At 62.5% G+C, this 23,854-nt stretch carries 23 protein-coding genes and 1 pseudogene; 21 read left to right on the top strand and 3 right to left on the bottom strand.

The genetic code is table 11. The features are described 5' to 3' along the window. Positions 1-28 precede the first annotated feature (28 nt). The 12 genes from ACIO0C_RS10755 (at position 29) to ACIO0C_RS10810 (ending at position 10,244) form a co-directional block, all read left to right on the top strand. Entirely contained in the window at positions 29-1,756 is a 1,728-nt protein-coding gene (locus ACIO0C_RS10755) for an FAD-dependent oxidoreductase (RefSeq protein ID WP_401311365.1), read from the top strand. Between the two features lie 32 nt (positions 1,757-1,788). Next, positions 1,789-2,184, top strand: a complete 396-nt coding sequence (locus ACIO0C_RS10760; RefSeq protein WP_401311367.1) for a c-type cytochrome — start codon at positions 1,789-1,791, stop codon at positions 2,182-2,184. A gap of 45 nt (positions 2,185-2,229) precedes the next feature. Further along, positions 2,230-2,691: a nuclear transport factor 2 family protein gene (locus ACIO0C_RS10765; RefSeq protein ID WP_401311370.1), complete on the top strand. Its 462-nt coding sequence runs from the start codon at positions 2,230-2,232 to the stop codon at positions 2,689-2,691. Positions 2,692-2,880: 189 nt separating this feature from the next. Beyond that, complete coding sequence (locus ACIO0C_RS10770; RefSeq protein WP_401311372.1) at positions 2,881-3,810, top strand: LysR family transcriptional regulator; 930 nt, start codon at positions 2,881-2,883, stop codon at positions 3,808-3,810. Between the two features lie 177 nt (positions 3,811-3,987). After that, positions 3,988-4,482 carry a hydroxyquinol 1,2-dioxygenase gene (locus ACIO0C_RS10775; protein WP_401311374.1) on the top strand — a complete coding sequence of 165 codons (495 nt, stop codon included), beginning with the start codon at positions 3,988-3,990 and terminating at the stop codon, positions 4,480-4,482. A gap of 43 nt (positions 4,483-4,525) precedes the next feature. Then, the gene (locus ACIO0C_RS10780; RefSeq protein ID WP_401311377.1) at positions 4,526-5,545 is read left to right on the top strand and encodes a hydroxyquinol 1,2-dioxygenase; all 1,020 of its coding nucleotides are present in this window, start codon (positions 4,526-4,528) and stop codon (positions 5,543-5,545) included. Between the two features lie 90 nt (positions 5,546-5,635). Next, positions 5,636-7,099, top strand: coding sequence for an aldehyde dehydrogenase family protein (locus ACIO0C_RS10785; protein ID WP_401311380.1), 1,464 nt, complete (start codon positions 5,636-5,638; stop codon positions 7,097-7,099). A gap of 8 nt (positions 7,100-7,107) precedes the next feature. After that, a complete protein-coding gene (locus ACIO0C_RS10790; protein WP_401311383.1) occupies positions 7,108-8,175 on the top strand; it encodes a maleylacetate reductase in 1,068 nt (355 codons plus the stop codon). Positions 8,176-8,210: 35 nt separating this feature from the next. Beyond that, positions 8,211-9,083 (top strand): intradiol ring-cleavage dioxygenase, encoded by an 873-nt coding sequence (locus ACIO0C_RS10795; protein ID WP_401311386.1) that lies wholly within the window; start codon positions 8,211-8,213, stop codon positions 9,081-9,083. Between the two features lie 3 nt (positions 9,084-9,086). Further along, positions 9,087-9,398: a YciI family protein gene (locus ACIO0C_RS10800; protein ID WP_401311388.1), complete on the top strand. Its 312-nt coding sequence runs from the start codon at positions 9,087-9,089 to the stop codon at positions 9,396-9,398. Between the two features lie 2 nt (positions 9,399-9,400). Continuing rightward, positions 9,401-9,748: a Rieske (2Fe-2S) protein gene (locus ACIO0C_RS10805; RefSeq protein ID WP_401311390.1), complete on the top strand. Its 348-nt coding sequence runs from the start codon at positions 9,401-9,403 to the stop codon at positions 9,746-9,748. A gap of 43 nt (positions 9,749-9,791) precedes the next feature. After that, positions 9,792-10,244: a hypothetical protein gene (locus ACIO0C_RS10810; protein WP_401311393.1), complete on the top strand. Its 453-nt coding sequence runs from the start codon at positions 9,792-9,794 to the stop codon at positions 10,242-10,244. 148 nt (positions 10,245-10,392) lie between these two features. Here the strand turns inward: ACIO0C_RS10810 and ACIO0C_RS10815 are convergent, their stop codons facing one another. The 3 genes from ACIO0C_RS10815 to ACIO0C_RS10825 are packed head-to-tail and all read right to left on the bottom strand — an operon-like array spanning position 10,393 to position 14,091. Beyond that, positions 10,393-11,430 carry a DUF2955 domain-containing protein gene (locus ACIO0C_RS10815; RefSeq protein WP_401311396.1) on the bottom strand — a complete coding sequence of 346 codons (1,038 nt, stop codon included), beginning with the start codon at positions 11,428-11,430 and terminating at the stop codon, positions 10,393-10,395. Further along, on the bottom strand, positions 11,420-12,541 hold the full coding sequence (locus tag ACIO0C_RS10820; protein ID WP_401311399.1) for an HlyD family secretion protein: 1,122 nt from the start codon (positions 12,539-12,541) through the stop codon (positions 11,420-11,422). The genes ACIO0C_RS10815 and ACIO0C_RS10820 overlap by 11 nt, the downstream gene beginning before the upstream one ends. Continuing rightward, positions 12,538-14,091 (bottom strand): efflux transporter outer membrane subunit, encoded by a 1,554-nt coding sequence (locus ACIO0C_RS10825; RefSeq protein WP_401311402.1) that lies wholly within the window; start codon positions 14,089-14,091, stop codon positions 12,538-12,540. The genes ACIO0C_RS10820 and ACIO0C_RS10825 overlap by 4 nt, the downstream gene beginning before the upstream one ends. A gap of 238 nt (positions 14,092-14,329) precedes the next feature. On the opposite strand from ACIO0C_RS10825, the pseudogene ACIO0C_RS10830 reads away from it, so the two are divergent. From ACIO0C_RS10830 to ACIO0C_RS10870, 9 genes and pseudogenes are all read left to right on the top strand, one after another. Continuing rightward, positions 14,330-14,980 (top strand): annotated as a pseudogene (locus ACIO0C_RS10830) (aminotransferase class I/II-fold pyridoxal phosphate-dependent enzyme); the annotation flags it as partial. Positions 14,981-15,097: 117 nt separating this feature from the next. After that, on the top strand, positions 15,098-15,859 hold the full coding sequence (locus tag ACIO0C_RS10835; RefSeq protein ID WP_401311444.1) for an ABC transporter ATP-binding protein: 762 nt from the start codon (positions 15,098-15,100) through the stop codon (positions 15,857-15,859). A 26-nt stretch (positions 15,860-15,885) separates the two neighbouring features. Next, on the top strand, positions 15,886-16,674 hold the full coding sequence (locus ACIO0C_RS10840) for a transporter substrate-binding domain-containing protein (protein WP_401311405.1): 789 nt from the start codon (positions 15,886-15,888) through the stop codon (positions 16,672-16,674). Between the two features lie 170 nt (positions 16,675-16,844). Beyond that, entirely contained in the window at positions 16,845-17,558 is a 714-nt protein-coding gene (locus ACIO0C_RS10845) for an ABC transporter permease (RefSeq protein WP_401311408.1), read from the top strand. 18 nt (positions 17,559-17,576) lie between these two features. Continuing rightward, on the top strand, positions 17,577-18,275 hold the full coding sequence (locus tag ACIO0C_RS10850; RefSeq protein WP_401311410.1) for an ABC transporter permease subunit: 699 nt from the start codon (positions 17,577-17,579) through the stop codon (positions 18,273-18,275). After that, positions 18,272-19,246 (top strand): DMT family transporter, encoded by a 975-nt coding sequence (locus ACIO0C_RS10855; protein WP_401311413.1) that lies wholly within the window; start codon positions 18,272-18,274, stop codon positions 19,244-19,246. Before ACIO0C_RS10850 ends, ACIO0C_RS10855 begins: the two co-directional genes overlap by 4 nt. Before the next feature lie 15 nt (positions 19,247-19,261). After that, the gene (locus ACIO0C_RS10860; RefSeq protein ID WP_401311416.1) at positions 19,262-20,278 is read left to right on the top strand and encodes a succinylglutamate desuccinylase/aspartoacylase family protein; all 1,017 of its coding nucleotides are present in this window, start codon (positions 19,262-19,264) and stop codon (positions 20,276-20,278) included. 111 nt (positions 20,279-20,389) lie between these two features. After that, the gene (locus tag ACIO0C_RS10865) at positions 20,390-22,009 is read left to right on the top strand and encodes a mechanosensitive ion channel family protein (RefSeq protein WP_401311419.1); all 1,620 of its coding nucleotides are present in this window, start codon (positions 20,390-20,392) and stop codon (positions 22,007-22,009) included. Between the two features lie 6 nt (positions 22,010-22,015). Beyond that, entirely contained in the window at positions 22,016-23,566 is a 1,551-nt protein-coding gene (locus tag ACIO0C_RS10870) for a diguanylate cyclase domain-containing protein (protein WP_401311447.1), read from the top strand. Positions 23,567-23,854: the final 288 nt, after the last annotated feature.

The raw sequence follows: 23,854 nt of genomic DNA on the forward strand, positions 1-23,854 counted from the left end.
CGCCGCGACTCATTCCGGAGAATAAAAAGTGAACGAAGAAAACCAGAAACTTGCACTGTCACGTCGCAGCTTCATCAAGGCCGGCGCCGCCGGTACGGCTGTCGCCGCCTTGTCGGGGGTGGCCGCACGCGCGATGGCCAGCGACGAGCTGCCCTTTGATAGAGAGCACGACATTGTCGTGGTTGGCGGTGGCGGCAGCGGTTTGCCAACCGCGTTGTTCTCCTGTTGGCTGGGCAACGACGTGGTCATCCTGGAAAAGGCCGGTAGCCCCGGTGGCACTGCAGCGAAAGCGGCGTTCTGGTACTGGGTGCCGAACAACAAGCCGATGCGTGATGCGGGCATCGTCGATGAAAAAGCCGACTACCTGCGCTATGTCGCGCGCCTGACACGGCCACAATCCTACGACGCCTCGCTGCCCAAGCTCGGCCTGTCGGATTGGGAATACGAGATGTGCGAAGCGATCTACGAGAGCGCCTCGCCCGCTGCCGAACTGTTGGCCGAACGCGACGCGCTGCCTTATCGCCATTGCCCGGACGTGCCGGACTATTTCGCAGAGTTGCCCGAAGACAAGGCCAATAAAGGCCGCGTACTGGTGCCCAAGGAAGCCCGGCCCAGCATGTCGGACGGCGGTCGCGTGGCGATTCGTACGCTGACCGCCGCCGCCAAGCGTGACGGCGTGCAAATCCGCACTGGCGAACGCGTGGTGAAGGTGATCCTCAACGGCAAAGGCGAAGCAACTGGTGTCGAAGTCGAAACCGAGGAGGGCACGCGGCAACGGGTCAAGGCGCGCAAAGCGGTGATCTTCGCCACGGGTGGCTTTACCCACGATCCGGAACTGCGCCGCAACTTCCTCAACGCCCCGGTCTACGGTGGCTGCGCGGCCTTGACCAACGAAGGCGATTTCATCCGTATCTCGAGCGAATTGGGGGTGCAACTGCGCAACATGAACTACGCGTGGTCGTGCCCGATCCTGTTGGAAAAGGCCCTGGCCAAAGACGGTTCGATGTCCGGCATCTTCACCATGAACGGCGATTCGATGCTGATGGTGAACAAGTACGGCAAGCGCGTCGTCAACGAAAAAACCGTCTACAACGAACTGGTCCCGACCTTCTTCCAGTGGGATGGCGATAAAGCCGAATACCCGAACCTGGTGATGTTTTCGATCTGGGACCAGCGTGCCCAGGACTACTGCAGCAGCGACGAATACGGCTCGCCGATCGTGCCCAAGGGCGGCAACGACCGCCATGTGGTGCGGGGCGACACCCTGGAAGAGCTGGCGAAGAACATCGCCGAACGCCTGGATAAGCACGCCGCCGACATTGGCGGGATGAAGCTCAGCGTGGATTTCAACCTCAACTTGAAAGCCACGCTCAAGCGCTTCAACGAGCTGGCGAAGACGGGCAAGGACCTGGACTTCCATCGCGGCGAACGGGTGATCCAGGGCGTGTTCACCGGCCCGGTCAAGCCCGATCGCACCGGCAACCTGACCCTGTACCCCTTGGCGGCGAAAGGTCCGTACTACGCGGCGTTGATCACCGGCGGCAACCTCGACACCAAGGGCGGCCCGAAAACCAACTCCGTCGGCCAGGTATTGAACAACGCCAATGCACCGATCCCGGGCCTGTACGGCGTCGGCAACTGCGTGGCGTCGGCCTCCGGTCGCGCCTATTGGGCCGGTGGTTCGACGCTTGGCCCGATCATCGCCTTTGCCTATCGCGCGGCGAACCAGGCGCACAAGGAACCGAGCCGAAGCTGAATCAAGCCCCGTGACTGCATGAGAACAACGATATGACGCATTTCAACTTCTACCTGCGAGCCCCCGCGCTGTTGGCGGTGGCGGCAAGTTTTGCTTTGACCGGCAGCGCTTTGGCCGATGACCTGGCGGTGGCGCAGAAACTGGCGACCAACCACTGCGCGGTCTGCCACACCTTCGACAAGGGCGGACCGCCGGGTCAGGGCCCGAACCTGTTCGGGTTGCTGGGTCGCAAGGCGGCCAGCGAAACCAACTTTACGTATAGCGACGGCTACTCCAAAGCCATGGCAGGCAAGGTCTGGGACGAGCCGATGCTCGACGCCTGGCTGACCGATGCCCAGAGCGTCGCGCCGGGCAGTGCCATGGTGTATTCCCAGGACGACCCGGCCAAGCGGCAAAAGATCATCACCTACATCAAGTCGTTGCACTGACGGCCAGCATCCCTATCACTCCCATAAAATCCGACGGAGACAGCCATGATCAGCACCCTGACAATGACCGACGAGCAACGCAAATCGGTCGCCCTGGAATACCTCAAGGCATTCGACAACGGCGGTATCACCTCCACTGGCGCCAGCATTCTCGAGCTGTTCGCCGAGGATGCGCAGGTCCTGTTTCCAAAGTGGGGACTGGCCACCGGCCGTGACCAGATCGGCCAGATGTTCAGCGACCTGGGCAGCCGCCTGAAATCGATCACCCACGACTACGCGCACTTCAACTGGATTCTCACGGGCACTGACACGCTGGTCTGCGAAGGCACCAGTTTTGGCGAGCACGTCGAGGGCCACTGGCGCGCGGGCGTCCCGTCGCCGGCCGGTGCCGGTTACTGGGCTGACGTGTTCGAGATCCGTGATTTCAAGATCCAGCGCTGCTTTATCTACCTGGACCCTGACTACGGCAGCCAGGACACGGCGCGCTATCCGTGGCTCAATCGGTGACCGCTGACCGCTGACCGCTGACCGCTGACCGCTGACCGCTGACCCCTTGTAGGAGCGAGCATGCACGCTCCTACAAGGGGGCGCCAATTGAGTTCATCGCAGGTTCTCGCCCCGGATGTGGAGTGCGAGGTGCCGAAAGGCTAACCTCGTATGCCTATAAGAACAAAAAACATCCAGAGAACCTGCCCCATGGATCGTTTACTCAGTGTCGAAGCCTTCGTGCGGGTTGCCGAAACCGGCAACTTCGCCAGGGCGGCCCAGCAACTGGGCGTGACCCGCTCGGTCATCACCCATCGCATCCAGCAGCTGGAGCAGTTCATCAATGCGCCGCTGTTCCATCGCAGCACGCGCCATGTGCGGCTCTCCGAGGTCGGGGAGACGTACTACAAGGAATGCGCGGACATGGTCGCGAGTTTTAACTCGCTGACCGAACACATGCGCGAACTGCGCGCCAAACCCACCGGCAAACTGCGGGTGCAGATGCTGCCCGGGTTTGCCATCGGGCACTTCGGCCGCATGTTGGCCGAATTCACCCGGCTGTACCCGGACATTGAGGTGGACGTCATCGTCAACGACCGGGTGGTGGACCCGATCGAAGAAGGTTTTGACGTGGCGTTCCAGATGTTCCCGCCGATGGCGGAAACCCTGATCGAGCGCAAATTGTTCAGCGTGCGCCGGCTGTTCTGCATGTCCCCCGATTACGCCAGCGAGTTCGGCGTGCCGACCCATCCCCAGCAATTGCTGCAACACAAGATCGCCCTGTACGAGGGTTATCCGTCGCGCAACCGCTGGCTGTTCAACCGCGAAGACGAGCAGGTGGAACTGAGCCTGCCGGGTCAGGTGCGCTCGAACTCGGTGCACCTGTTGCGTGATTACGCGCAGACCGGCGTCTGTATTGTCTGCCTGCCAACGCTGGTGGCCAGTGACGACCTGCTCAGCGGACGCCTGATTCCGGTGCTGTCCGAGTACGCGTTGTCCTCCTTCAATTTCTCCGCGGTGTATCCCGCGACCCAGCGCCGGGCCTTGAAAGTCCGTACGTTGATCGACTTCCTGGTGGAGAATTTCGGCGATGAGCCCTGCTGGGATAAGCCGTTGCTGGAGCGCGGCTGGGTCCGCTGAGAGATGCGCCGCCTATTTTTGTAGGAGCGAGCAAGCTCCGCTCCTACAAGAAGAGATCGCCACCCCCAGTGTTTGCGTTTCGCAAACACTGTTGTCGCCGCTCCTCTAATTGTCCCGGGACCAGGCGCGACGTACTGTTGGCTCACTGTTACTACAACAACAAAACGGTGAAAACCCATGAGTAGCGCGGCAATCGAAACGGTCTTCGGCTCGCTGGACAAGTACACCAAGGGCTCGGTTGAAATCATCAGCGGCCAGGCCAGTCACTATGCCTTTTCCAACGTTTTCGAGGTGGCGGACAAATCCCTTGCGTATGAAAAGGTCGTCGTCGGCCTCAACCTCGGTTACGTCATTGAAACCCTGCGCGCCGAAGGCCAGTCGCCTTGGTACACGGCGGCGCACGACGAATTCGCCATCGTCATGGACGGTGAAGTGCGGGTGGATTTCCTCAAGCTCGATGCGCCATTGACCGCAGGCGAGGGCACGCAACTGGCCGGGGATGTGCCGGCGGGCAAGCCAATGGGTTACGTCCTGCTCAAGCGCGGTCACCAGTGCCTGCTGCCGGTGGGCACCGCGTATCGCTTCGAAGCCAGTCGCCCGGGCGTGATCCTGCAGCAGACGATCAAAGGCCCGTTGTCGGTCGAGAAATGGGCCGACATCTGCTTCAAGTGATCTGCCCAGTCGCCCCGCCCACAATAACAAGAGGTATCCCGCCATGGCCATGCTTGAAACCGCTGCCCAAACGCCACTGTTCGCCGACGAAGACGTCCAGGCCAGCGCCCCCCATCCCGTCACCGGTTATCGCGCCTTCAAACTCGGCGCGTTCGAGCTTTCGCGCGACGAGTATTTCGCCCGAATCACCTGGCCCGCCAAAGGCCAGACCCGTTCGCACCTGATCCCGGCCGACGCCTTTCTGCGCGCCTTGATGCGTGACGTGGCCTGGGGCTTTTTCTACGGTTGGGTCAACTTCGACCACGTCATCGGCACCCGCAATTACTACGGCAAAGTCGACCTGTACGCCGGCACCTTCAATGGCACGCTCAAGGCGGCAGGGGTCAACTACACCGAAAACTTCGAAACGCCGCTGATCATGGCCACCTTCAAGGCGATCCTGCGCGACTGGACCAACGCCACCTTCGACCCGTTCGCCGCACCGGAAGAAACCGGCAGCGCATTTGGTCGCAAGAACGGCAACAACATCGAAGCCATCGAACGCTTTCGAATCGCCACCAAGCGCATGCCCGGCCTGCCGGATGATTCGCCGCTGCGCAACGATCTGCCGGTCAACCGCCAGTTCATCGATGTGCCGCAGGACGAGCCGGAAATTCACGCCGCAGAAGGTTTCGAAGGCCAGTTGCATGCCTTCAACCTGCACAAGTACCTGTCGCGCTCCGATGTGACCTGGAACCCCTCGGTGACCTCGGTGTGCAAGGCCAGCCTGTTCTGCCCGACCACCGAAGAATTCATCCTGCCGGTGTTCCATGGCAATGACCGGATCGAGTGGTTCCTGCAGCTATCGGACGAGATCATCTGGGATGTCGGCGACAAGGACGACGGCAACCCGCGTGCACGCATCACCATGCGCGCCGGCGACATCTGCGCCATGCCGGCCGACATTCGCCACCAGGGCTATTCGACCAAGCGCTCGATGCTGCTGGTCTGGGAAAACGCCACGCCGAACCTGCCGCAACGCTATGAAAGCGGTGAACTCAAGCCGTATCCGATCGAGTTCTAAGACCACGTGTCTTGCCCGGCGCCTTGCCGGGCCATGCTCTGAGCCATCCAGTCAGACACTGCGTTCCAGACGCGGTGCGAGGAAACCATTATGCAAAATCAGCTCTATATCGATGGCCGCTTCGTCGATGCGGTCGCGGGCGGGACCATCGACGTGGTGTCGCCCCACGACGGCTCGTTGATCACCCGCATTGCCGCCGCCGAAGCCGCCGACATCGACCTCGCAGTAGCCGCCGCCAAGCGTGCGTTTCCAGCCTGGTCGGCCCTTGCCGCTGCCGAGCGCGGACGCCTGTTGCTCAAACTGGCGGACAAAATCGAAGAGTGCAGCGAAGAACTGGCGCAGCTGGAATCACTGAACACCGGGCACCCGATCCGCGATTCCCGTGGCCTCGATGTGCCGCGTACCGCCGCGTGCTTCCGCTACTTCGGCGGCATGGCCGACAAGATCGAAGGCACGGTGATTCCGGTGGAAGCAGGCTTCCTCAATTACGTGCAGCGCAAGCCGATCGGCGTGGTCGGGCAGATCGTGCCCTGGAACTTTCCGCTGATGTTCACCAGCTGGAAGATGGGCCCGGCGCTGGCGGCGGGCAACACCATCGTCATCAAACCCTCGGAGATCACGCCGCTGTCGACGTTGCGCATCGTCGAGCTGATGACCGAAGTCGGCTTCCCCAAAGGCGTGGTCAACGTGGTGCCGGGTTACGGCCATACCGCGGGCCAGGCACTGGCCGAACACCTGGACGTCGGCAAGATTGCCTTTACCGGCTCGACCGCCACCGGTCGGCGGATTGTTGAAGCGTCGCAGAGCAACCTCAAGCGCATTCAACTGGAGCTGGGTGGCAAGGGTGCGAACATTGTCTTTGAAGACGCCAATCTGGAAGCGGCGGTCAACGGCGCAGCCTGGGCGATCTTCCATAACCAGGGCCAGGCCTGCATCGCCGGTTCGCGGCTGATTCTGCATGAAGACATTGCTGACGCGTTCCTGGAGCGCTTCATTGCCCTGGCCAAGTCGATCCGTCTCGGTGACCCGATGGACCCCGAAACCGAAATGGGCCCGCTGACCTCGGCACTGCACCGCGACCGTGTGCTGGCCTACATCGATATCGCCATCGAGCAGGGCGCCAAGATCCTCGCCGGAGGCAAGGCGCCGGACGACCAGGCCCTGGCCAAGGGGTTCTATGTCGAACCCACGGTGGTCGAGGCCAAGCCGGGTGACCGTGTCTGCCAGGAAGAAGTCTTCGGTCCCTTCGTCACGGTCGTGCGTTTCAGCACCGACGAAGAAGCCCTGGCCATCGCCAACAGCACCGAGTACGGGCTGGGCAGCGGCCTGTGGACGCAGAACCTCAGCCGTGCGCACAAAATGGCCGATGCGATCCACGCGGGCATGTGCTGGATCAACTGCTACAAGCGCGTCAGCCCCGGCAGCCCGTTTGGCGGCGTAGGGCAGTCCGGTTACGGCCGGGAAATGGGCTTTGAAGCCATCCACGACTACACCGAAGCCCGTTCGGTGTGGGTCAACGTCGACGCGAAGATCCCCCCACACTTCAAGCGCTGAGGCTGGCCATGAATCCTTTTGTTTACCAAAGCCTGCCGACCCGCGTGGTGTTCGGCTGGGGCAAACTCTCGGCACTGGCCGATGAGATCGAGCGCCTGGGCGCCCGTCGGGCGCTGATCCTCACCACGCCGGAACAACACGGCCTCGGCGAACGTGTTGCGGCGTTGCTCGGTGATCGCGCGGCGGGTGTGTACCCGCACGCGGTGATGCACGTGCCGCTGGAAGTGGCGCAAGCGGCGCGTGTCGAAGCGGCGCGCCTGGAGGCCGATTGCTGCGTGGCCATCGGCGGTGGTTCGACCATCGGCCTGGGCAAGGCGATCGCCATGGATTCGGGGCTGCCGATCGTGGCGGTGCCAACCACTTACGCCGGCTCGGAGATGACGCCGATCTACGGCCTGACCGAAAATCGCCTGAAGAAAACCGGACGCGACCCACGGGTGCTGCCGAAAACCGTGATCTATGACCCGCAATTGACCCTGACCCTGCCGGCGCAGATCTCCGCCTGTTCGGGCATGAACGCCATGGCCCACGCGGTGGAAGCGCTGTACGCCGAGGACGCCAACCCGATCATCGGCCTCATGGCCGAAGAGTCGATCCGCTCGCTGGCGCAGGCATTGCCGGGAGTGGTCAAGGATCCCGGCGATCCCGACGCTCGCAGCCAGGCGTTATATGGCGCGTGGCTGGCGGGCATTTGCCTGGGTTCGGTCGGCATGGCCTTGCACCACAAGCTCTGCCACACCCTGGGCGGCACCTTCAATTTGCCCCACGCCCAGGCTCACGCCATCGTCCTGCCCCATGCCGCGCATTACAACCGTGAGACCGCCGCCGAGCCGTTGCAACGTGCCGCGCGCGCCCTGGGTGGTCGCGAGGCCGGCGAGGTGGGCGCCCTGTTGTATGCACTCAACCAGAAACTGGATATTCCATTAGCACTGGCCGACATCGGCCTGCCGCCAAACGGTCCGGCTGAAGCGGCACACATCGCCTGTGCCAGCCCTTATTACAATCCACGGCCGTTTGAACAAGGCCCGATCGAAGCATTGCTGACCCGCGCCATGCTGGGCCAGGCGCCAGCCTGACTCAGCGTGCAATCAGCACTGTCGGAATAAAAACAATGACCGATCACGATAAAACCTTGGAAAAACTGATCTGCGAACAGGCCGTGAACAGCTTCGCTGATGCGCCCGATGCCCGCTACAAACAGATCATGCAAAGCCTGGTCCGGCACCTGCATGCGTTTGTCAGCGAGGTCGAACTGACCGAGCAGGAGTGGTTGGAAGGCATCGGTTTCCTGACCGAAACCGGGCACAAATGCGATGGCCTGGTGCGTCAGGAATTCATTCTGCTGTCGGACACCCTCGGCGTATCGATGCTGGTCGACGCGATCAATCATCGCCACAGCGCCACGGCCACCGAGACCACGGTGTTCGGGCCGTTCTACATCGAAGGCATGCCCGAGCGCGCGTTCGGCGAGAACATGGCGTTCACCCCGGGCGAGACGGCGCTGGTGCGCGGGCGGGTGGTCGATACCCGGGGCAATGCCCTGGCCGGCGCGGTGCTGGACGTCTGGCAGACGGCCGAAAACGGCATGTATTCGGGCCAGGACACAGAACAGCCGTTCGGCAACCTGCGCGGACGTTATCGCACCGACGCCGACGGTTGCTTTGCGATCCGCACGATTGTCCCGGTGTGCTATCCGATTCCGACCGATGGCCCGGTGGGGCGCATGCTCGAGGCTGCCAACAGGCATCCGTGGCGGCCGGCGCACCTGCATTTCATGATCGAGGCGCCGGGGTATCGCACACTGGTGACCCATCTGTTCAATCACGATGATCCGTACCTGGCGTCCGATGCGGTGTTCGGGGTCAAACAGTCGTTGCAGGTGATCTACGAGGATCGCACCCGCCACGATGAGCTGTCCGCGCGGCTGGGCATGCCATTGCCGTTCAAGCGTGCGTGTTACGAATTCGTCATGGAGGCGGTGTGAGTCATGGGCCAGTTTTTTGCCGTATTCGCCACCGACCACCCGGATTGCCTGGCGTTGCGCCAGCGCTTGCGGCCCAGTCACCAGGCGCATTTGCGTGGGAGCGATGCACACCGCGTGGTCGTGCGCCTGGGAGGCCCGACCCTTGATGACGCAGGCCTGGCGATGAATGGCACGCTGCTGGTGATCGAAGCCGGCAGCCTGGGGGAAGTGGAAGCCTTCGTCCAGGACGATCCTTATGTCCGGGCCGGATTGTTTGCCAGCATCCAGATTCGCCCCTGGCACTGGGGCCTCGGTAATCCCGAGTTGCGGGGCTGACCATGACCCTCATCACCTTGTGCCAACGAGAAGACATCGCCGACGGCGGCGCCTTGGGGCTGCCGCAGCACCAGCACCTGCATCCCGCCGGCCTCGTCGCGGTGCGCCAGGGCGAGCAGGTGTGGGTGTACATCAACCGCTGCCCGCATTTTTCCGTGCCGCTGGACTATCGCCCGCAGGAATTCTGCACCTATCGCGGCCAGGTGCTGATGTGCGCGCATCACAGTGCGATGTTTCGTTTCGAAGACGGGCACTGCATCGATGGGCCGTGCAAAGGCGCGACGCTGGAATCCGTGCCGGTGCGCTGGGTGGAAAACAGCCTGGTCATGGAGGTGGGCGAGGAGGCCTGAACTACACTCTTTCAGGGTGAATCACGCCCATCAGGAGATCATCATGAAAAGGTTGTCACCCATCGGCCTGTGCGTCGCACTGTCGTTTTTCAGTGCCCAGGGATGGACCCAGACGGTAGTACCGCTGAAGGGCCAGACTTCGCAACAGACTCAACTGGATATCAACGAATGCAACAGCATCGCTGCCAGCAGCGCTTCGACCACCTCGACACCCTCTGGCGGACGGATCAAGGGTGCCGCAGCAGGCGCGGCAGCCGGCGCGGCCGGGGCCCAGGTGCGAGGCCGCCAGCATGACGAGTTCTATGACAATGTCGATGACGACAGGAAGCAGGACTACCGGCAGGACCGAGCCAAGGAAACGGCAGTGGCGGGTGCCGTGGTCGGCGGCTCGCGCCAGCGCCAGGAGCGCCGGGCGCAGGAGAAGACCAACACAGCGACCACTTCTACGGCGTACACCAGTTGCTTGCAGGGGAAGGGGTATCAGGTTAATCCGTGAGCCTGATACCGATCAATTTTCAATTAACATGCAAAACCTGTGGGAGCGAGCTTGCTCGCGATGGCGGACTGTCAGGTAACGCAGTGTTGACTGTGCCACCGTCATCGCGAGCAAGCTCGCTCCCACAAGGATCGCGGTGTTCAAAGCATTACCTGATCGGCATTGGCCCCTGTACCTGGTTTTTTTGTCGCTGATCCAGCAAACGAACCATCAGGCACGCATACAGCGTTACGGCAATGAACAGCCCCATACGCACTGCAAAAGCGGTGTAGACGTCCTTGCCTGCCAGACTGTCCTGGACCGATTGCCCCAACAGGATAATCAGGGTGATCAAGGTGTTGAGCCAGAAACCAGGGCTCAACCGCCCCGCACTCAGGCCATAGAGCTTGCGCGCCAGGATCAGGGCGAACAGTAGCATCCACAGGAAGAACATCCATAGGTGCACGAAGACCGTCAGTGCACTCCAGAACAGTATCGCCAGCAGGCCGCCGAGCAAGGTCGAGCCAATCAGCTCGCGGGCGGCGTCGCGGGCGTTGGTGCTGGAACTCTGTTGGCCCAGGCTCACGGCCTTGAGCACGATGGGCATGTAGCTGGCGGGGTCGATCAGCGCCAGCAGGAAGGTCGGGATCACGATCAGGGTGGCGCGCAATGCGACGCGGTCGACGTCTTCCGCCGACTGGGCCGGCGCGGGCGGGGGGGCTGGGGCGTTGTCCGGTTCGGGGAACAGCCAGTGACTTAGCCAGCCGATCATCACGGCCAGGAGCAAGCCACTGGTCAATGCCTTGATGACCATCGCCGCCAGCCCGAAGTCGGCGACCCCGGCTGCCGGGATCATGGTCAGGCCGATCACCAGGAAGGTCACCACCAGATTGTTGCCGCCGCGCTGGCCAAAGCGAAACACCATCAGCAGGCCGAGGCCGATCAACAGTACGCCGCTGAAGGCGTAGTAACGCAGGAGCGGGATCAACAGCAGGCCGATGCCGGTGGTCAGCATCGCGGTCAGCGCCAGCACCAGGGTGGCTTTGAACGGCAAGGGACGATTGAGGCTGACCAGCAGCAATGCCCCCAGCACCGGCGCGAGGAAGGGGATTGGCATAGCCAGGCCGAAACTCGCGGCCAGGCACAGCGCCGTGCCACAGGCCAGGCGCAATGCGCGCTGCACCCTCGGCGTGCGATTAGTAGGCATACGACAGCCAGCTCATCAGCCACAGGAACAAGCGACCCAGCGGGTTGAGCACGTTGCCTTCGGCAGGGAAGGCCATGACTTCGGCCTGGCCACCGGAACGGATGGCGCGGTTGTCCTTGAGCATGGACAGGGATTCGGCCGAGAACTCGATGATCACCGGAAAGCGCTGGGCCGGGCGCAGCCAGTCACGACTGTTCTGCACCGTGGGCAGGCTGCCGGGAGCGGCCGGGGTGCCCACGCTGACGCCGTAGCCGACACTGCGCACGCGGCCCTGGAACACTTCGCCGGGCAACGCATCGAGGGCAATGGACACCGGGGTTTCGGGCCTGACCAGGGCGAGGTTGTTCTCGGTCATGTCGGCGCTGATCCAGACATCGTGGATCGCAATCAGGGTCATCACCGGATTGCCGGCCGCGGCGAACTGGCCGACATCGGTGCGCAGGTCGGTGATCAAACCGGCCGAACGGGCGCGAACCTGTGTGTTGGAAAGGTCCAGTTCGGCTTTCGACAGGGCGGTGGCGGCACTGCGCAGCAGGGCGTTGTCTTCCTCTTTGCCGCCTTCCTGCTCCTTCGCACGCTGGACTTCGGCGCGGGCCGCGGCAACCTGGCTGGTGGCCGCCTCGCGGCTGGCGCGGGAAACCTCCAGCAAGCGCACAGAAACGGTCCCGGGGTCTTCACGGTACAAGCCTTCCAGCCGTTGGTTATCCTGCTTCGCCTTGAGCTCGTTGGCTTGTGCCGCCCGCAAACTGGCTTGCGCCGAGGCAATGCCGGCGGTACTGGCACCGACCTGCCGGCGGGTGGATTCCAGGTCGGCGCGCGCCCGGTCTACCGCGATCTGGTAGGGCTGCGGGTCGACCTCGAAGATCACCTCTCCAGCCTTCACATCCTGGTTATTGCGCACGTTGACGCGAATCACCCGGCCCGCCACTTCTGCCGCCACCGGAATCACGAACGCGCCCACCCGTGCCTGCTGGGTGTAGGGCGTGAAGCGGTCAGCCAACAGGTACCAGGCCAGGCTGAAAACGATCACCAGTAAAACCCACTTGATGCCTTTTTTCGCTGGATCGGCGGCAGGCTGCGCTGGCTGAGGGGAGGGCGCGGCTTCAGTCATGGTTTGTTCACCTGGTTGGGCAAGGGGGAGGCGGGCTGCTCGGCGGTCGGGTCTTCGAGCAGGTCGCCCCAGTCAGTCCGTTGTTCCATCTGCTGGCGCGTGGCGCGATCGACCTTGGGCTGGGCGCTGTACCAACCGCCGCCCAACGCCTTGTACAGGGCAATCACATTGCTCACCGCATCGCCACGGCTGAGCAGGTAGCTGTCTTGCAGTTCGAGCAGCGCCCGCTGGGCGTCCAGCACTCGCTGGAAGTCCGAGTAACCTTCGCGGTACAGCGTGTTGGCCAGGGCCAGCGAGCGTTGCGCGGCTTTTTCCGCCTCGCGCAGGATGCGTTCGCGTTGCAGGGCGCGGGTCAGGCCGTTGGCGGCGTCATCCGCCTCGCGCGCGGCCTGGCGCACCTTGTCGCGATAGGCCTCGATCAACTGCTGCAAGCGCGCATCCTGCACGCGCACGTTGTTGCTGATGCGGCCGTAGTCGAACACGTTCCAGCGCAGGCTCGGCCCACCGATCAGGTCGAGGCTGCGCGAGGTTCCGCTCAAGGTATCGGTCGACCAGACGATGCTGCCGAGCAACGTCAGGGCCGGGTAGTAATCGGTTTCGGCCACGCCGATCAGCGCCGACTGCGCCGCAACGTTCAACTCGGCGGCCCGCACATCAGGCCGGCGCAGCAACAGGTTGGCCGGGACATCCTGCAACACGGCGCGATCGACCAGCGGGATCAACTCGCTGTTGTCGACCACCAGTGGCAGCGCACCGGGTGGCTGGCCGATCAACACGGCCAAGGCATTGCGGGTGCGGGAAAGCTGGTCTTGCAGGACGGGGATGGTGCTCAACGTACCCAGGTATTGGGTCTTGGCTTGTTGCAGGTCGAGTTCGGCGGTCTGGCCGCTGTTGAACAGCCTTTCGGTGATTTCGAAATTGCGCTGCTGCTGGCGGGCGTTTTCGTGGGCGACACGCAATCGCGCCTCGGTGGTGCGCAGGAAAAAGTAGCTGTCGGCGACCTGCGCCCGCAACAGGACCAGCACGTCGTCATAGTTGGCCTCGGCGGCGAAGTAGCTGGCATCGGCGGCCTCGATGGCACGGCTGAAGCGTCCCCAGAAATCCAGTTCCCAGCCCACGTCGAATCCGGCGCTGTGTTGCCAGAAATGGCTATCCACCGGGTTGTTTCCGCCGGATTGATGGCGGTTGATGTAGACGCTGTCAGCGGCGATTTGTTGCAGTTGCGGGTAACGCCCGCTTTGCGCGATGCCCAATTGCGCACGTGCCTCCATCACGCGTAAGCCGGCGATCTTCAGGCTGGAATTGTGCGCATCCGATTCGGCGATCAAGCGGTCGAGCACCGGGTCGGCGAAGATCTGCCACCACTGGCGGATGTCCGGGTACTGCAGGCGCTGGCTGGCCTGTTCAAGGGCCGGGGTGTTCCAGTGATCGACCCAGGCTTCGCCCGGTGGCTGGAAGTCCGGCCCTAGCCGTACGCAACCGCCGAGGACCACTGCGCCCATCAGCAGCAGCTGGCGGCGCCGCATCCGCGTGGATGTACCTGATTGCATTAAGTGTTTTCCAGCCAAAGGACCTCACAGCAGCATAGTCGTCGGGATGCCATCTGCATGACCTGTGCAACCAATCGGTAAAAACGTCGCGACTGTCGTAAAAACGACCTGTTTACGCTGAACGCGAACCATCGACAGTTTTCTGTTGAACGAGTGTTCAGCTTGAACTATGTTCGTTCCACCTTCTTTCCCGGCTGGTTGCGGGCTTGCGTTTCTTCATATTGAACGAGGCACTGGCATGCGGTTTTCTCCCTTTGTTGAGCGGATCTCGGACCAAGGCGTAGCCGCTATTGATGTGCCGCCTGAAGGTGACCTTCACACCACTGAATTTTCCGATCGCCTGGCGTTGCGCGAAGCGATCGCCGCGCACTACGAAAAGGTATTGGAGCGTGAGCTCAAAGCCGCCAACGTGATCACGCTGGCCGGGGCGCAGGATGCATTGTTCGTCGCGTCGATGTGCCTGCTCGCCGCAGGGGACGAGGTGATTGTCCTCGATCCGATGTACCAGGCCTGCGAGGCGTCGCTCAAGGCCTGCGGCGCCACGCCGGTGCGGGTGGCGTCCAGTGATGCAGCGCTGCTGGCCAAGGCGATTACCCCGCGCACCCGGGCGATTTTCCTGTCCGGCCCGAACGGCGGGATGCTCAACCACGAAGCGCTGCAGACCATCGCCGGACTCGCCATCGCCCATGACCTGTGGGCGGTGGTCGAGGAGGTCCATGACGATCTGACCCTGCAGCACCAGTACTTGTGCCTCGCGGCAGCGCCGGGCATGGCCAGGCGTTGCGTGATGATCGGTAGCCTGTCCAAAGCCCACCCGATGACCGCTTGGGATATGGGCTGGATCGTCGCTGATGCCGCCCTGGTCGCGCATGCCGAAACCCTGGCGTTGGCCAGGACCTCTCAGCGTATCCGCAATTTTGTCCAGGCGTTGAAAGTGCAAGCCCCCAAGCCCGTGGTCAGCCGCGTGGCCAGTGGGCCGGTCATCGAACCGGTCACTGCGCGAACCATGATCGAAGTCGATCGCCTGCACAAACGCTTCGGCAACATCGAGGTGCTCAAGGGTGTATCCCTGACCGCGCGCGAAGGCGAGGTGATCTCGCTGATCGGCGCCAGTGGTTCGGGCAAAAGCACGCTGCTGCGCTGCATCAACATGCTCGAGGTCCCGGACCAGGGACGCATCCTGGTGGACGGCGAAAGCATTCACCTGAACCACACCCGCCCCGGCGCACCCCTGGTGGCAGACGCCAAACAGTTGGTACGCATCCGCTCCAGCCTGGGCATGGTGTTCCAGAACTTCAACCTCTGGCCCCATCGCACGGTGCTGGAAAACCTCATCGAGGCGCCGACCCAGGTCCTGCGTGAAAGCCGGGTGGAGGCGACCGAGCGCGCCGAAGCCTTGCTTGAACGCGTGGGGCTGGCGGCCAAGCGCAACGAGTACCCGGCGTTTCTTTCCGGGGGCCAGCAACAACGGGTGGCCATCGCCCGGGCCCTGGCCATGCGGCCCAAGGTCATGCTGTTCGATGAACCCACCTCGGCACTCGACCCGGAACTGGTCGGGGAAGTGCTGCGGGTGATCCGCTCTCTCGCCGAGGAAGGCCGGACCATGATCCTGGTGACCCATGAAATGGCCTTCGCCCGCGATGTCTCTTCCAAAGTCGCCTTTTTGCATCAAGGGCTGATCGAGGAAACCGGTTCGCCGGACGAAGTGTTCGTACACCCACGCAGCGAGCGTTGCCGCCAATTCGTCAACGCTCATCAAACTCGCTAACACCAATAAAAAGACGGGAAAACACCATGGGAAATCGACGTTTTGCACACTGGTTGACCGGGGCAGGCTGCTTGTTGCTTGCCGCCATGAGTTCGGCACAGGCACAGCCGATTCGCTTCGCGGTCGCCGCCGAACCCTATCCGCCGTACACCGAGAAACAGGCCAACGGCGAATGGAAAGGCTTTGAAGTGGACCTGATCCACAAGCTGTGCAGCGAGATGAAAGCCGAGTGCGAGATCAAGGAAGTGGCGTGGGACGGGATCATCCCGTCGCTGCTGGCGAAGAAGATCGACGTGATTTTCTCTTCGATGTCGGTCACTGAAGAGCGGGAAAAACAGATCGCCTTCAGCAAGGCCTACTACGACTCCGTGGTGGCGATCGTCGGGCCGAAGGACGCTGTCGTCAAAAAATACCCGGACGACCTCAAGGGCAAGACCATCGGCGTGCAGAACTCCACGGTCAGCGCCAGCTACCTGAAGACCTACTACGAAAAAATCGCCGACGTTAAGTACTACGACACCCAGGACTCGGTGAACGCCGACCTGATTGCCGGCCGTCTTGACCTGATGATGGCCGACGGCACCGCCATGGCGGCCTTCGTCAAGACCCCGGATGCCAGCAAGAGCAACCTGCAATACCTCGGCGCCGTGCCGTACGACCCGATCTTCGGCAAGGGCGTGGGCGCCGGTCTGCGCAAGGACGACACCGAACTCAAGGCCAAACTCGACAAGGCCATCCAGGAACTGCTGGCGAGCAAGGATTACGACGACCTGTCCCAGAGCTACTTCGGGACCAGCGTGAAGCCGGCGTTCTGACGGAAAACCAAACGCAAATCCTGTGGCAAATGCAAAAACCTGTGGGAGCGAGCTTGCTCGCGATGGCGGTGGTTCAGTCACCAATGATGTTGACTGTTATGCCCTCATCGCGAGCAAGCTCGCTCCCACAGGGTTCGGCGGTGCTGTCATGGCCCTGATTGGAGAGTGAAATGCCAGCAATGTTCGATTTGATCGGTTTCAGCGAGCAAGGATGGGGCGCGGCGCTGCTCAAGGGACTGTGGATGACCCTGCAGATCTCCGCCGGCGCCTTCGTGCTCGGGCTGGCCATCGGCCTGGTGGTGGCCTGCCTCAAGTTGGGCGGGCCAAGGCCGATCGCGGCGCTGGCGCGCGGCTACACCACCTTGTTCCGCGCGGTTCCGGAGCTGTTGCTGATCCTGTTGCTGTACTACGTCGGCTCCATGCTGCTCAACGCACTGATGGCAACGCTGGGTTACGGCGCGGTCAACGTCAGCGGACCGTTGGCGGCGATCGTGGTGCTGGGCCTGGTGCAGGGCGCCTACGCCTCGGAGATTTTCCGCGCGGCGATCCAGGCCATTCCCTTCGGCCAGATCGAAGCGGCCAAAGCCTTCGGCCTGCACGGTTTCGGCCTGTTCCGCCGCGTCACGCTGCCGATCATGGCGCCTCACGCGATGGCGGGGATGGCCAACCTGTGGATCAACCTGATCAAGGACAGCGCCCTGATCAGCGTGGTCGGCACTAACGAGCTGTTGTACACCGCCAGGCAAGGGGCGGGTTCGACCCGCCATTACCTGTTGTTCTACCTCACGGCCGCGGCGCTGTATTACGCGGTGACGCTGGTGTCCAACTACCTGTCTGGACGGTTGGAGCGACGCATTCGTCGCTGGATGCCCCTTGCTGACTGAACCGGCAGAGAGAATGAAATGATTCCAGTGTGGATAGTTGAATACGCATCGCTGTTGGCCCGGGGGCTGCAAACGACCCTTTTGATCCTGTTGACTGCCAGTGTGTTCGGTTTTCTCCTGGCGGTGCTGGTGGCGCTGGCGCGGATCTCCAAGAACAGAGTCATCGCAAAGCTCAGCCTGTTCTACACCAGCGTGACCCGCGGCACCCCCTTGCTGATCCAGATCTACATCTTCTACTACGGCCTGGGCAGTCTGTTTGCGCAATTCCCGCTGATTCGCGGCAGTTTCCTCTGGCCGTACCTGCGTGACGGCTACTGGTACATCGTGTTCGCCCTGGTGGTGTCGGTGGGGGCCTATGTCGGCGAAGTGATCCGCGGCGGCCTGCTGGCGGTGCCCAAAGGCGAAATGGAAGCGGCTTCGGCGTTCGGCATGACCCCGCGCCAGGCCCTGTTGCGGGTGCGTTTGCCCCGGGCGCTGCGATTGCTGTTGCCGACCCTGGCCGGGGAAACGGTGATGCTGCTCAAATCCACGGCCCTGGCCTCGACCATTGCGGTGATCGATCTGTTGGGCGCGGCCAACGTGGTGCGCGCGCAGACTCTGCAGGTGTACGAGCCGTTGCTGCTGGTGGCCGGTGTCTACGTGTGCCTGACCTTCCTGATCGAGGCGCTTTTCGCCTTCGCCGAGCGCCGTGGCACCCCCGTACGCAGGTCCGCATGATGAACAACACGCCATTGGTTGACCGCTCCTTGCAAGGCATTGGCCTGTGCACCCTGGGCTACGCCTTCCTGTCTTTGCAGGATGCCGGCATCAAGTGGCTGGTGGCCGATTATTCGGTGTTTACCATCCTGTTCTGGCGCGCCCTGGTGGTGGTGCTCGCCTGCTTGCTGATAGGCCGCTTGCAATTGGTGCGGCGTGCCTGGGGTTCGTCCAGCCGGCGGCTGCTGGTGGTGCGCGGCTTGCTGTCGATCGCGGCCTGGCTGCTGTATTACACGGCGGCCCGCGACCTGACCCTGGCGGAAATGACTACCCTGTATTTTTCGGCGCCGATCATGGTCACGGTGTTGGCGACTGCGATTCTCAAGGAGCGCGTCAACGGCTGGCAGTGGTTCACCCTGATCATCGGGTTCATCGGCGTGGTGATCGCCTGTCGCCCCAGCGACATGGGCGATCCGTTGCCGATTGTCCTGACCCTGTTGGCGGCGATGTGCTGGGCGTTCACCTATATCCAGTTGCGCCAGGTGGATGAGCAGACTTCGGTGCTGGAGCAGATGCTGATCTCCAACGTGGTGTTTGTCATCTGCATGGCGCTGGCGTTGCCCTGGACCCACACCCCGGCACCGGTTCCGGCCTGGCTGGGCATGCTTGGCGCGGGACTGATGGGCGGCATTGGCCAGTTCCTGCTGTTCGCCAGTTTCCAGCGTGCCACCGCGACCGTGCTGGCGCCGTTCGAGTACACCGGGCTGATCTGGGCGTTCCTGCTGTCGAGCCTGATCTGGGGCACGCTGATGGATGTGTCGTTGATGATTGGCGCCGGGTTGATCGCGGTCAGCGGCACCCTGGCGATGATTTTTGGCCGGCACCCGTCACAAGACGTCGTCGGCGCCGAATGCTCCGTGTCGCAGCCCCTTTATCCCGAAGCGGCCAAGAGCAAGCCCGATCGCGGCCAGGCGGGTGTCGTGGATCAATGACAGGAGGACAAGCCCATGGCGCAGGATGTTTCGTTCAACGTTCGCAACAACAATGGTGATCCGGTACAGGTCGGAGCCTGGCGCTTCGAAGGCGCCAGCGGTGGGCCGAAGGTGCACTTGCAGGCCGGGGTGCATGCCGATGAAATCGCCGGCATGCTGGTGCTGCACCTGTTGATGCAGCGCCTTGAGGTGGCCGAGTCCCAGGGCCGGCTCAAAGGCAGCGTGACCGTAGTGCCACAGGCCAATCCGCAGGGCATCGGCCAGTTTCGCCAGGGGCGGATCCTGGGGCGTTTTCACGATGGGAGCGGACAGAACTTCAACCGTGGCTTCGATCAGTCGGCCGCAATGCAGCGACCTTCGACCAACGTCCAGGAGTGGCAACAGAAACTGGTGCAACTGGCGGCACCGGCGGAGGTGATGCTGGACCTGCACACCGATGACGAAGCGTTGCCCTACCTGTACGTGCACCGCAGTTTTTGGCCCCGTGGCCGTGAACTGGCGGCGGCGCTGCAGATGGACGTGGCGATCATCTGGGATGACGGCGGCGATGGTTCGTTCGAGGAAACCATCATCGCGCCCTGGCTGCGCGACGGCACGACTGGGCAACGCATGGCCGCGACCCTGGAGCTGCGCGGGCAGGGTGACGTCAGCGACCGTTTCGCCGAGCAGGATGCCCAGGGGCTTTACGCCTGGCTCTGCGGTTATGGTGTCATCGACGATACGCTGGCGCCCACCGACTGGCCCGTCGAGGCCGTGGCGATGGGCCACATGGAGACTATTATTGCGCCGCAACCCGGGGTGCTGATCTTCGAGAAGGAGTTGGGCGATCTCGTCGAACAGGGGCAGCGCTTCGCCCGTATCCTGCGCCGCCCCGGCGATCCGTCCTCCGAAGTGGTGCTGTACGCCGAGCAGACCGGGCGCCTGGTCACCCGCTATCGCGATCGCCTGATCGCCCGGGGCATGGGGGTGGCGAAGTTCACCGGCAGTCGCCAGTCGCGTCACTGGAATGGCGGGCTGCTCGACCCCAACTGAGTCGACGCCGCGGCAATGGCCGTTCACCAGCGTTCATGACAACCGCTCATCGCTGGTCTACGCTGCGATACGTAGCTATGTCCAGAACCCTGTGACGTAAGGAACCGATGCATGCGGAGCAGGTTGCTCGCCCCATTGATCGTCATTGTCGCGATGTGTTGGTCGGTGCTGTTGTGGGCCGAGGACGCCACCCAGCCGCCGGAGGCGCAACCGGCGCCTGCGGAACTGAAAATCGCCAATCGCAGCATCATGGTTTTCCGCGGTGCGGTGCTCGGTGAAGCGCCGCCAATCCGGGTCAAACGTGCAAAAACAGTGATTAACGAAGCCCTGGATGAAGCGGACGATCTGCGTGTCAGCCTCGACTCCATTCAGGGCAGTTACCTGGTGTTGCTGGGCTCCAAGCGCGCTTTTATCGTTTCCCCCAAGGATGTCGATCCCACCGAGTTCGAATCGGTCAGGCAAGCGGCAGAAAGTGTTGCCGACAATCTGCGCCTGGTGGTGGCCGAAACCCAGGAAGCCCGCAGCCTGCGGCTGATTCTCAGGTCATTGGTGGTCGCAGCGCTGGCCACCGGCATCTATCTTGCGTTGCTCTGGGGCATGGCGTACCTGCGCCGCCGCTTGCTGAAAAAGCTCCCGGACTTGATGCACCGGCACACCCAGGCGTTGAAAGTCGGACGGGTGCAGGTGATCGATGCCAACTACCTGTATCCGCTGGTCAGCCGCCTGCTGGGGATATTGCGCTGGCTGGTTGTGCTGCTGCTGACCTACGAATGGCTGGGCTTTGTCCTGTCCCGCTTTCCCTACACCCGGCCCTGGGGTGAAAGCCTCAACAACTACCTGTTGGAAGTCGCCGGTTATCTGTTCCAGGGCATCGTCGGCGCCATACCAGGACTGGGCGTGGCACTGGCGATCTTTTTCATTGCCCGGGGCATCACGGTCTTTGCCCGGCGGATCCTGCGGCGCATGGCCACGCCCGGCACCTTCAGCTGGTTGAACCAGGAAACCCTGCAACCGACCCAACGCCTGACTTCCCTGGCCATCTGGCTGTTTGCCCTGGCGATGGCCTATCCCTACTTGCCGGGCGCGGGTACCGATGCCTTCAAGGGTTTGTCGGTGCTGATCGGCCTGATGATTTCCCTGGGCGCCACCAGTGTGGTCGGGCAGGCGGCGTCCGGGTTGATCCTGACGTACACCCGCACCTTGCGCCCCGGCGAGTTCGTGCGCATTGGCGAATACGAGGGCACGGTGACTGAACTGGGCATGTTCACCACGCGCATTCGCACGGGCCTTGGGGAAGTGCTGACCCTGCCCAACTCGATGATCACTGCCACCGTCACCAAGAACTATTCGCGCACCGTGCAAGGCCCGGGGTATGTGGTCGACACGGTGGTGACCATTGGCTACGACACGCCGTGGCGCCAGGTCGAAGCCATGCTGCTGGAAGCCGCCAGGCGCACCCCCGGGGTGCTCGATGAACCACCGCCGCAGGTGTTCCAGACAGCGCTGTCGGATTTTTATCCCGAGTATCGCCTGGTGGCCCAGGCCATTCCCAGCCAGCCACGCCCGCGCGCGGAGCTGTTGAGCATGCTGCACGCCAACATCCAGGATGTGTTCAACGAGTACGAGGTGCAGATCATGTCGCCGCACTATCTGGGCGATCCTGAGCATGAGAAGCGGGTGCCCAGGGACAGGTGGTATGCATCTCCGGCGCAGAAAACCGGGCAAATCTGAGTGAAATTGACTAAACGCCACCGTGCCTTTGCCGGCTTCATTATCCTCGCCGTAGGCCTGATGGGCATGTCTGCGCTGTTGCTGCTCACGTCCGAAACCCAACGCCGGGAAACGCGCTTCTACGAATACGTGCAGAATATTTCCGGTATCGTGCGCAATCAGCTCGATACCAACGAAGCAGTGTTGGCCGGTTTCTCGGCCTTCCTCCAGGCGGTCGACCAGAGCGATACCGAAGCGGCGGCGCGTTATGCTGCCGCGGTGATGTCGGCTTACCCGCATCTGTACATGCTCGAAGCGGCACGCGCGGTACCGGTGGCCGAGCAGTCAGCCTTCGAAGCACTGCTGCGCCGGACCTGGCGACCGGATTTCACGCTCAAGGATTTCCCCACCCTTACCCGGCAACCGGCCCGGCACCAGGCCTTTATGCGCGAGACCTGGCCGGTGCTGTTCATGTATCCCGTGCTGTCGCAGGCCAATGCGATCTACGGCGTCAGGCTGGAAACCGTCGGCTACCTGTCACATGCGCTGGCCCGCACGTACAACAATCCCAAGCCGGTGGTATCGCCGGTATTCACCATGTACGAGGGCGGCGATGCGTTCATTCTGATGCAATCGGTCAGCCGGCCTGAACGGGTGCGCGAGAACTCTCGGCCGAATTTCTTCGGCAGCACCATGGTCGCCTTGTTGCTGGTCAGGACGGGGTCGCTGCTCGATGCGGTGATTCATGCGAACGTCGACCCGCGAGTGCACATCCGTGCTGTGCTGCAGAACGCTGCCGGGTCTGAGAGCCATGTCTTTGCGACGGGGACCGGGCAGGCCGGTTCCGTCGATCGTTTTTTCCTGCCGCTGCTCGAAGAGCGGGTCGAGATTCGCAGTGCGTCCCAGCCGATGACGCTGCTGTTTGAACGGCAATTGCGTTTTGCCGACGTCCTGAGCGGCCAGACCTTGATGCTTCTGGTGCTGTTGGGCGCGGCGTTCGTGCTGATTCCGTTGTTGCTGATCCGGCATTTCAAGGCGCTGGAGCGGGCAGAAGTCCAGCACCAGCGTTCAACCTATCTGGCCACCCACGATGTGCTCACCGATCTGCCCAACCGTTATCTGTTTGCCGATCGCTTCGAGCAGGCAATGTCCCACTGGAAGCTCGAGCGGGCTCCGTTCGCCGTGCTGTTGATCGACCTGGATCATTTCAAGGACATCAACGATCATTACGGTCACGAGGTCGGCGATCAGGTCCTGCGTGTGCTGGCCAGTCGTATGCTGGGGGCCACCCGTGGGGGAGACACCGTGGCCCGCTACGGGGGCGATGAGTTCGTGGCGCTGGTGACTGACCTGGCCGATCCTGATAACGCCCAGCTAAAGGCTTCGAAGATGCTGGAGGCGATTGGTCAGTCAATCGTGACCAGCGCTGGGGAGATTTCACTTTCGTGCAGTATTGGCATCGCCCTGTGCCCGTTGCATGGACAGACGCTCGATACCTTGCTCAAGGCGGCTGACCAGGCCATGTATGGGGTCAAGCAGCTGGGGCGAAAGGGTATTGCCATGACCAAGGCCTTGTAGGAGCCCGGCTTGCCGGCGAAGGCGGCCTATCAGTCGACCAATTTCCCGGGGCTGTACCCGATCTTCTGTAGGAGCGAGGCTTGCCCGCGAAGGCGGCCTGACAGCAGAAGCTAATCTTTCAGGTGTACATATCCATTCCTTCGGTAACAGCCACTTATGGTTTCGCCCTTACGGCGAGTCCCTTTTGGCAAACGCCCTCCGTGTCAGGCTACCTGTCGCCCTTGTTGATTGACTCATTCATTCAAGAGGGCGAAGGTGTTTAGCAATGTCCAAGCGCTATGACGACGA

Source organism: Pseudomonas sp. NPDC087336 (assembly GCF_044744285.1).
Taxonomy (GTDB): Bacteria; Pseudomonadota; Gammaproteobacteria; order Pseudomonadales; family Pseudomonadaceae; genus Aquipseudomonas.

What these genes read in the sequence shown, in the direction of transcription:
- ACIO0C_RS10780 (WP_401311377.1), top strand. Translation starts at nt 4,526, where the DNA reads ATGGCCATGCTTGAAACCGCTGCCCAAACGCCACTGTTCGCCGACGAA.
- ACIO0C_RS10865 (WP_401311419.1), top strand. Translation starts at nt 20,390, where the DNA reads ATGCGGAGCAGGTTGCTCGCCCCATTGATCGTCATTGTCGCGATGTGT.
- ACIO0C_RS10790 (WP_401311383.1), top strand. Translation starts at nt 7,108, where the DNA reads ATGAATCCTTTTGTTTACCAAAGCCTGCCGACCCGCGTGGTGTTCGGC.
- ACIO0C_RS10795 (WP_401311386.1), top strand. Translation starts at nt 8,211, where the DNA reads ATGACCGATCACGATAAAACCTTGGAAAAACTGATCTGCGAACAGGCC.
- ACIO0C_RS10765 (WP_401311370.1), top strand. Translation starts at nt 2,230, where the DNA reads ATGATCAGCACCCTGACAATGACCGACGAGCAACGCAAATCGGTCGCC.
- ACIO0C_RS10855 (WP_401311413.1), top strand. Translation starts at nt 18,272, where the DNA reads ATGATGAACAACACGCCATTGGTTGACCGCTCCTTGCAAGGCATTGGC.
- ACIO0C_RS10775 (WP_401311374.1), top strand. Translation starts at nt 3,988, where the DNA reads ATGAGTAGCGCGGCAATCGAAACGGTCTTCGGCTCGCTGGACAAGTAC.
- ACIO0C_RS10810 (WP_401311393.1), top strand. Translation starts at nt 9,792, where the DNA reads ATGAAAAGGTTGTCACCCATCGGCCTGTGCGTCGCACTGTCGTTTTTC.
- ACIO0C_RS10815 (WP_401311396.1), bottom strand. Translation starts at nt 11,430, where the DNA reads ATGCCTACTAATCGCACGCCGAGGGTGCAGCGCGCATTGCGCCTGGCC.
- ACIO0C_RS10860 (WP_401311416.1), top strand. Translation starts at nt 19,262, where the DNA reads ATGGCGCAGGATGTTTCGTTCAACGTTCGCAACAACAATGGTGATCCG.
- ACIO0C_RS10760 (WP_401311367.1), top strand. Translation starts at nt 1,789, where the DNA reads ATGACGCATTTCAACTTCTACCTGCGAGCCCCCGCGCTGTTGGCGGTG.
- ACIO0C_RS10840 (WP_401311405.1), top strand. Translation starts at nt 15,886, where the DNA reads ATGGGAAATCGACGTTTTGCACACTGGTTGACCGGGGCAGGCTGCTTG.
- ACIO0C_RS10845 (WP_401311408.1), top strand. Translation starts at nt 16,845, where the DNA reads ATGCCAGCAATGTTCGATTTGATCGGTTTCAGCGAGCAAGGATGGGGC.
- ACIO0C_RS10835 (WP_401311444.1), top strand. Translation starts at nt 15,098, where the DNA reads ATGATCGAAGTCGATCGCCTGCACAAACGCTTCGGCAACATCGAGGTG.
- ACIO0C_RS10800 (WP_401311388.1), top strand. Translation starts at nt 9,087, where the DNA reads ATGGGCCAGTTTTTTGCCGTATTCGCCACCGACCACCCGGATTGCCTG.
- ACIO0C_RS10820 (WP_401311399.1), bottom strand. Translation starts at nt 12,541, where the DNA reads ATGACTGAAGCCGCGCCCTCCCCTCAGCCAGCGCAGCCTGCCGCCGAT.
- ACIO0C_RS10785 (WP_401311380.1), top strand. Translation starts at nt 5,636, where the DNA reads ATGCAAAATCAGCTCTATATCGATGGCCGCTTCGTCGATGCGGTCGCG.
- ACIO0C_RS10850 (WP_401311410.1), top strand. Translation starts at nt 17,577, where the DNA reads ATGATTCCAGTGTGGATAGTTGAATACGCATCGCTGTTGGCCCGGGGG.
- ACIO0C_RS10770 (WP_401311372.1), top strand. Translation starts at nt 2,881, where the DNA reads ATGGATCGTTTACTCAGTGTCGAAGCCTTCGTGCGGGTTGCCGAAACC.
- ACIO0C_RS10825 (WP_401311402.1), bottom strand. Translation starts at nt 14,091, where the DNA reads ATGCAATCAGGTACATCCACGCGGATGCGGCGCCGCCAGCTGCTGCTG.
- ACIO0C_RS10805 (WP_401311390.1), top strand. Translation starts at nt 9,401, where the DNA reads ATGACCCTCATCACCTTGTGCCAACGAGAAGACATCGCCGACGGCGGC.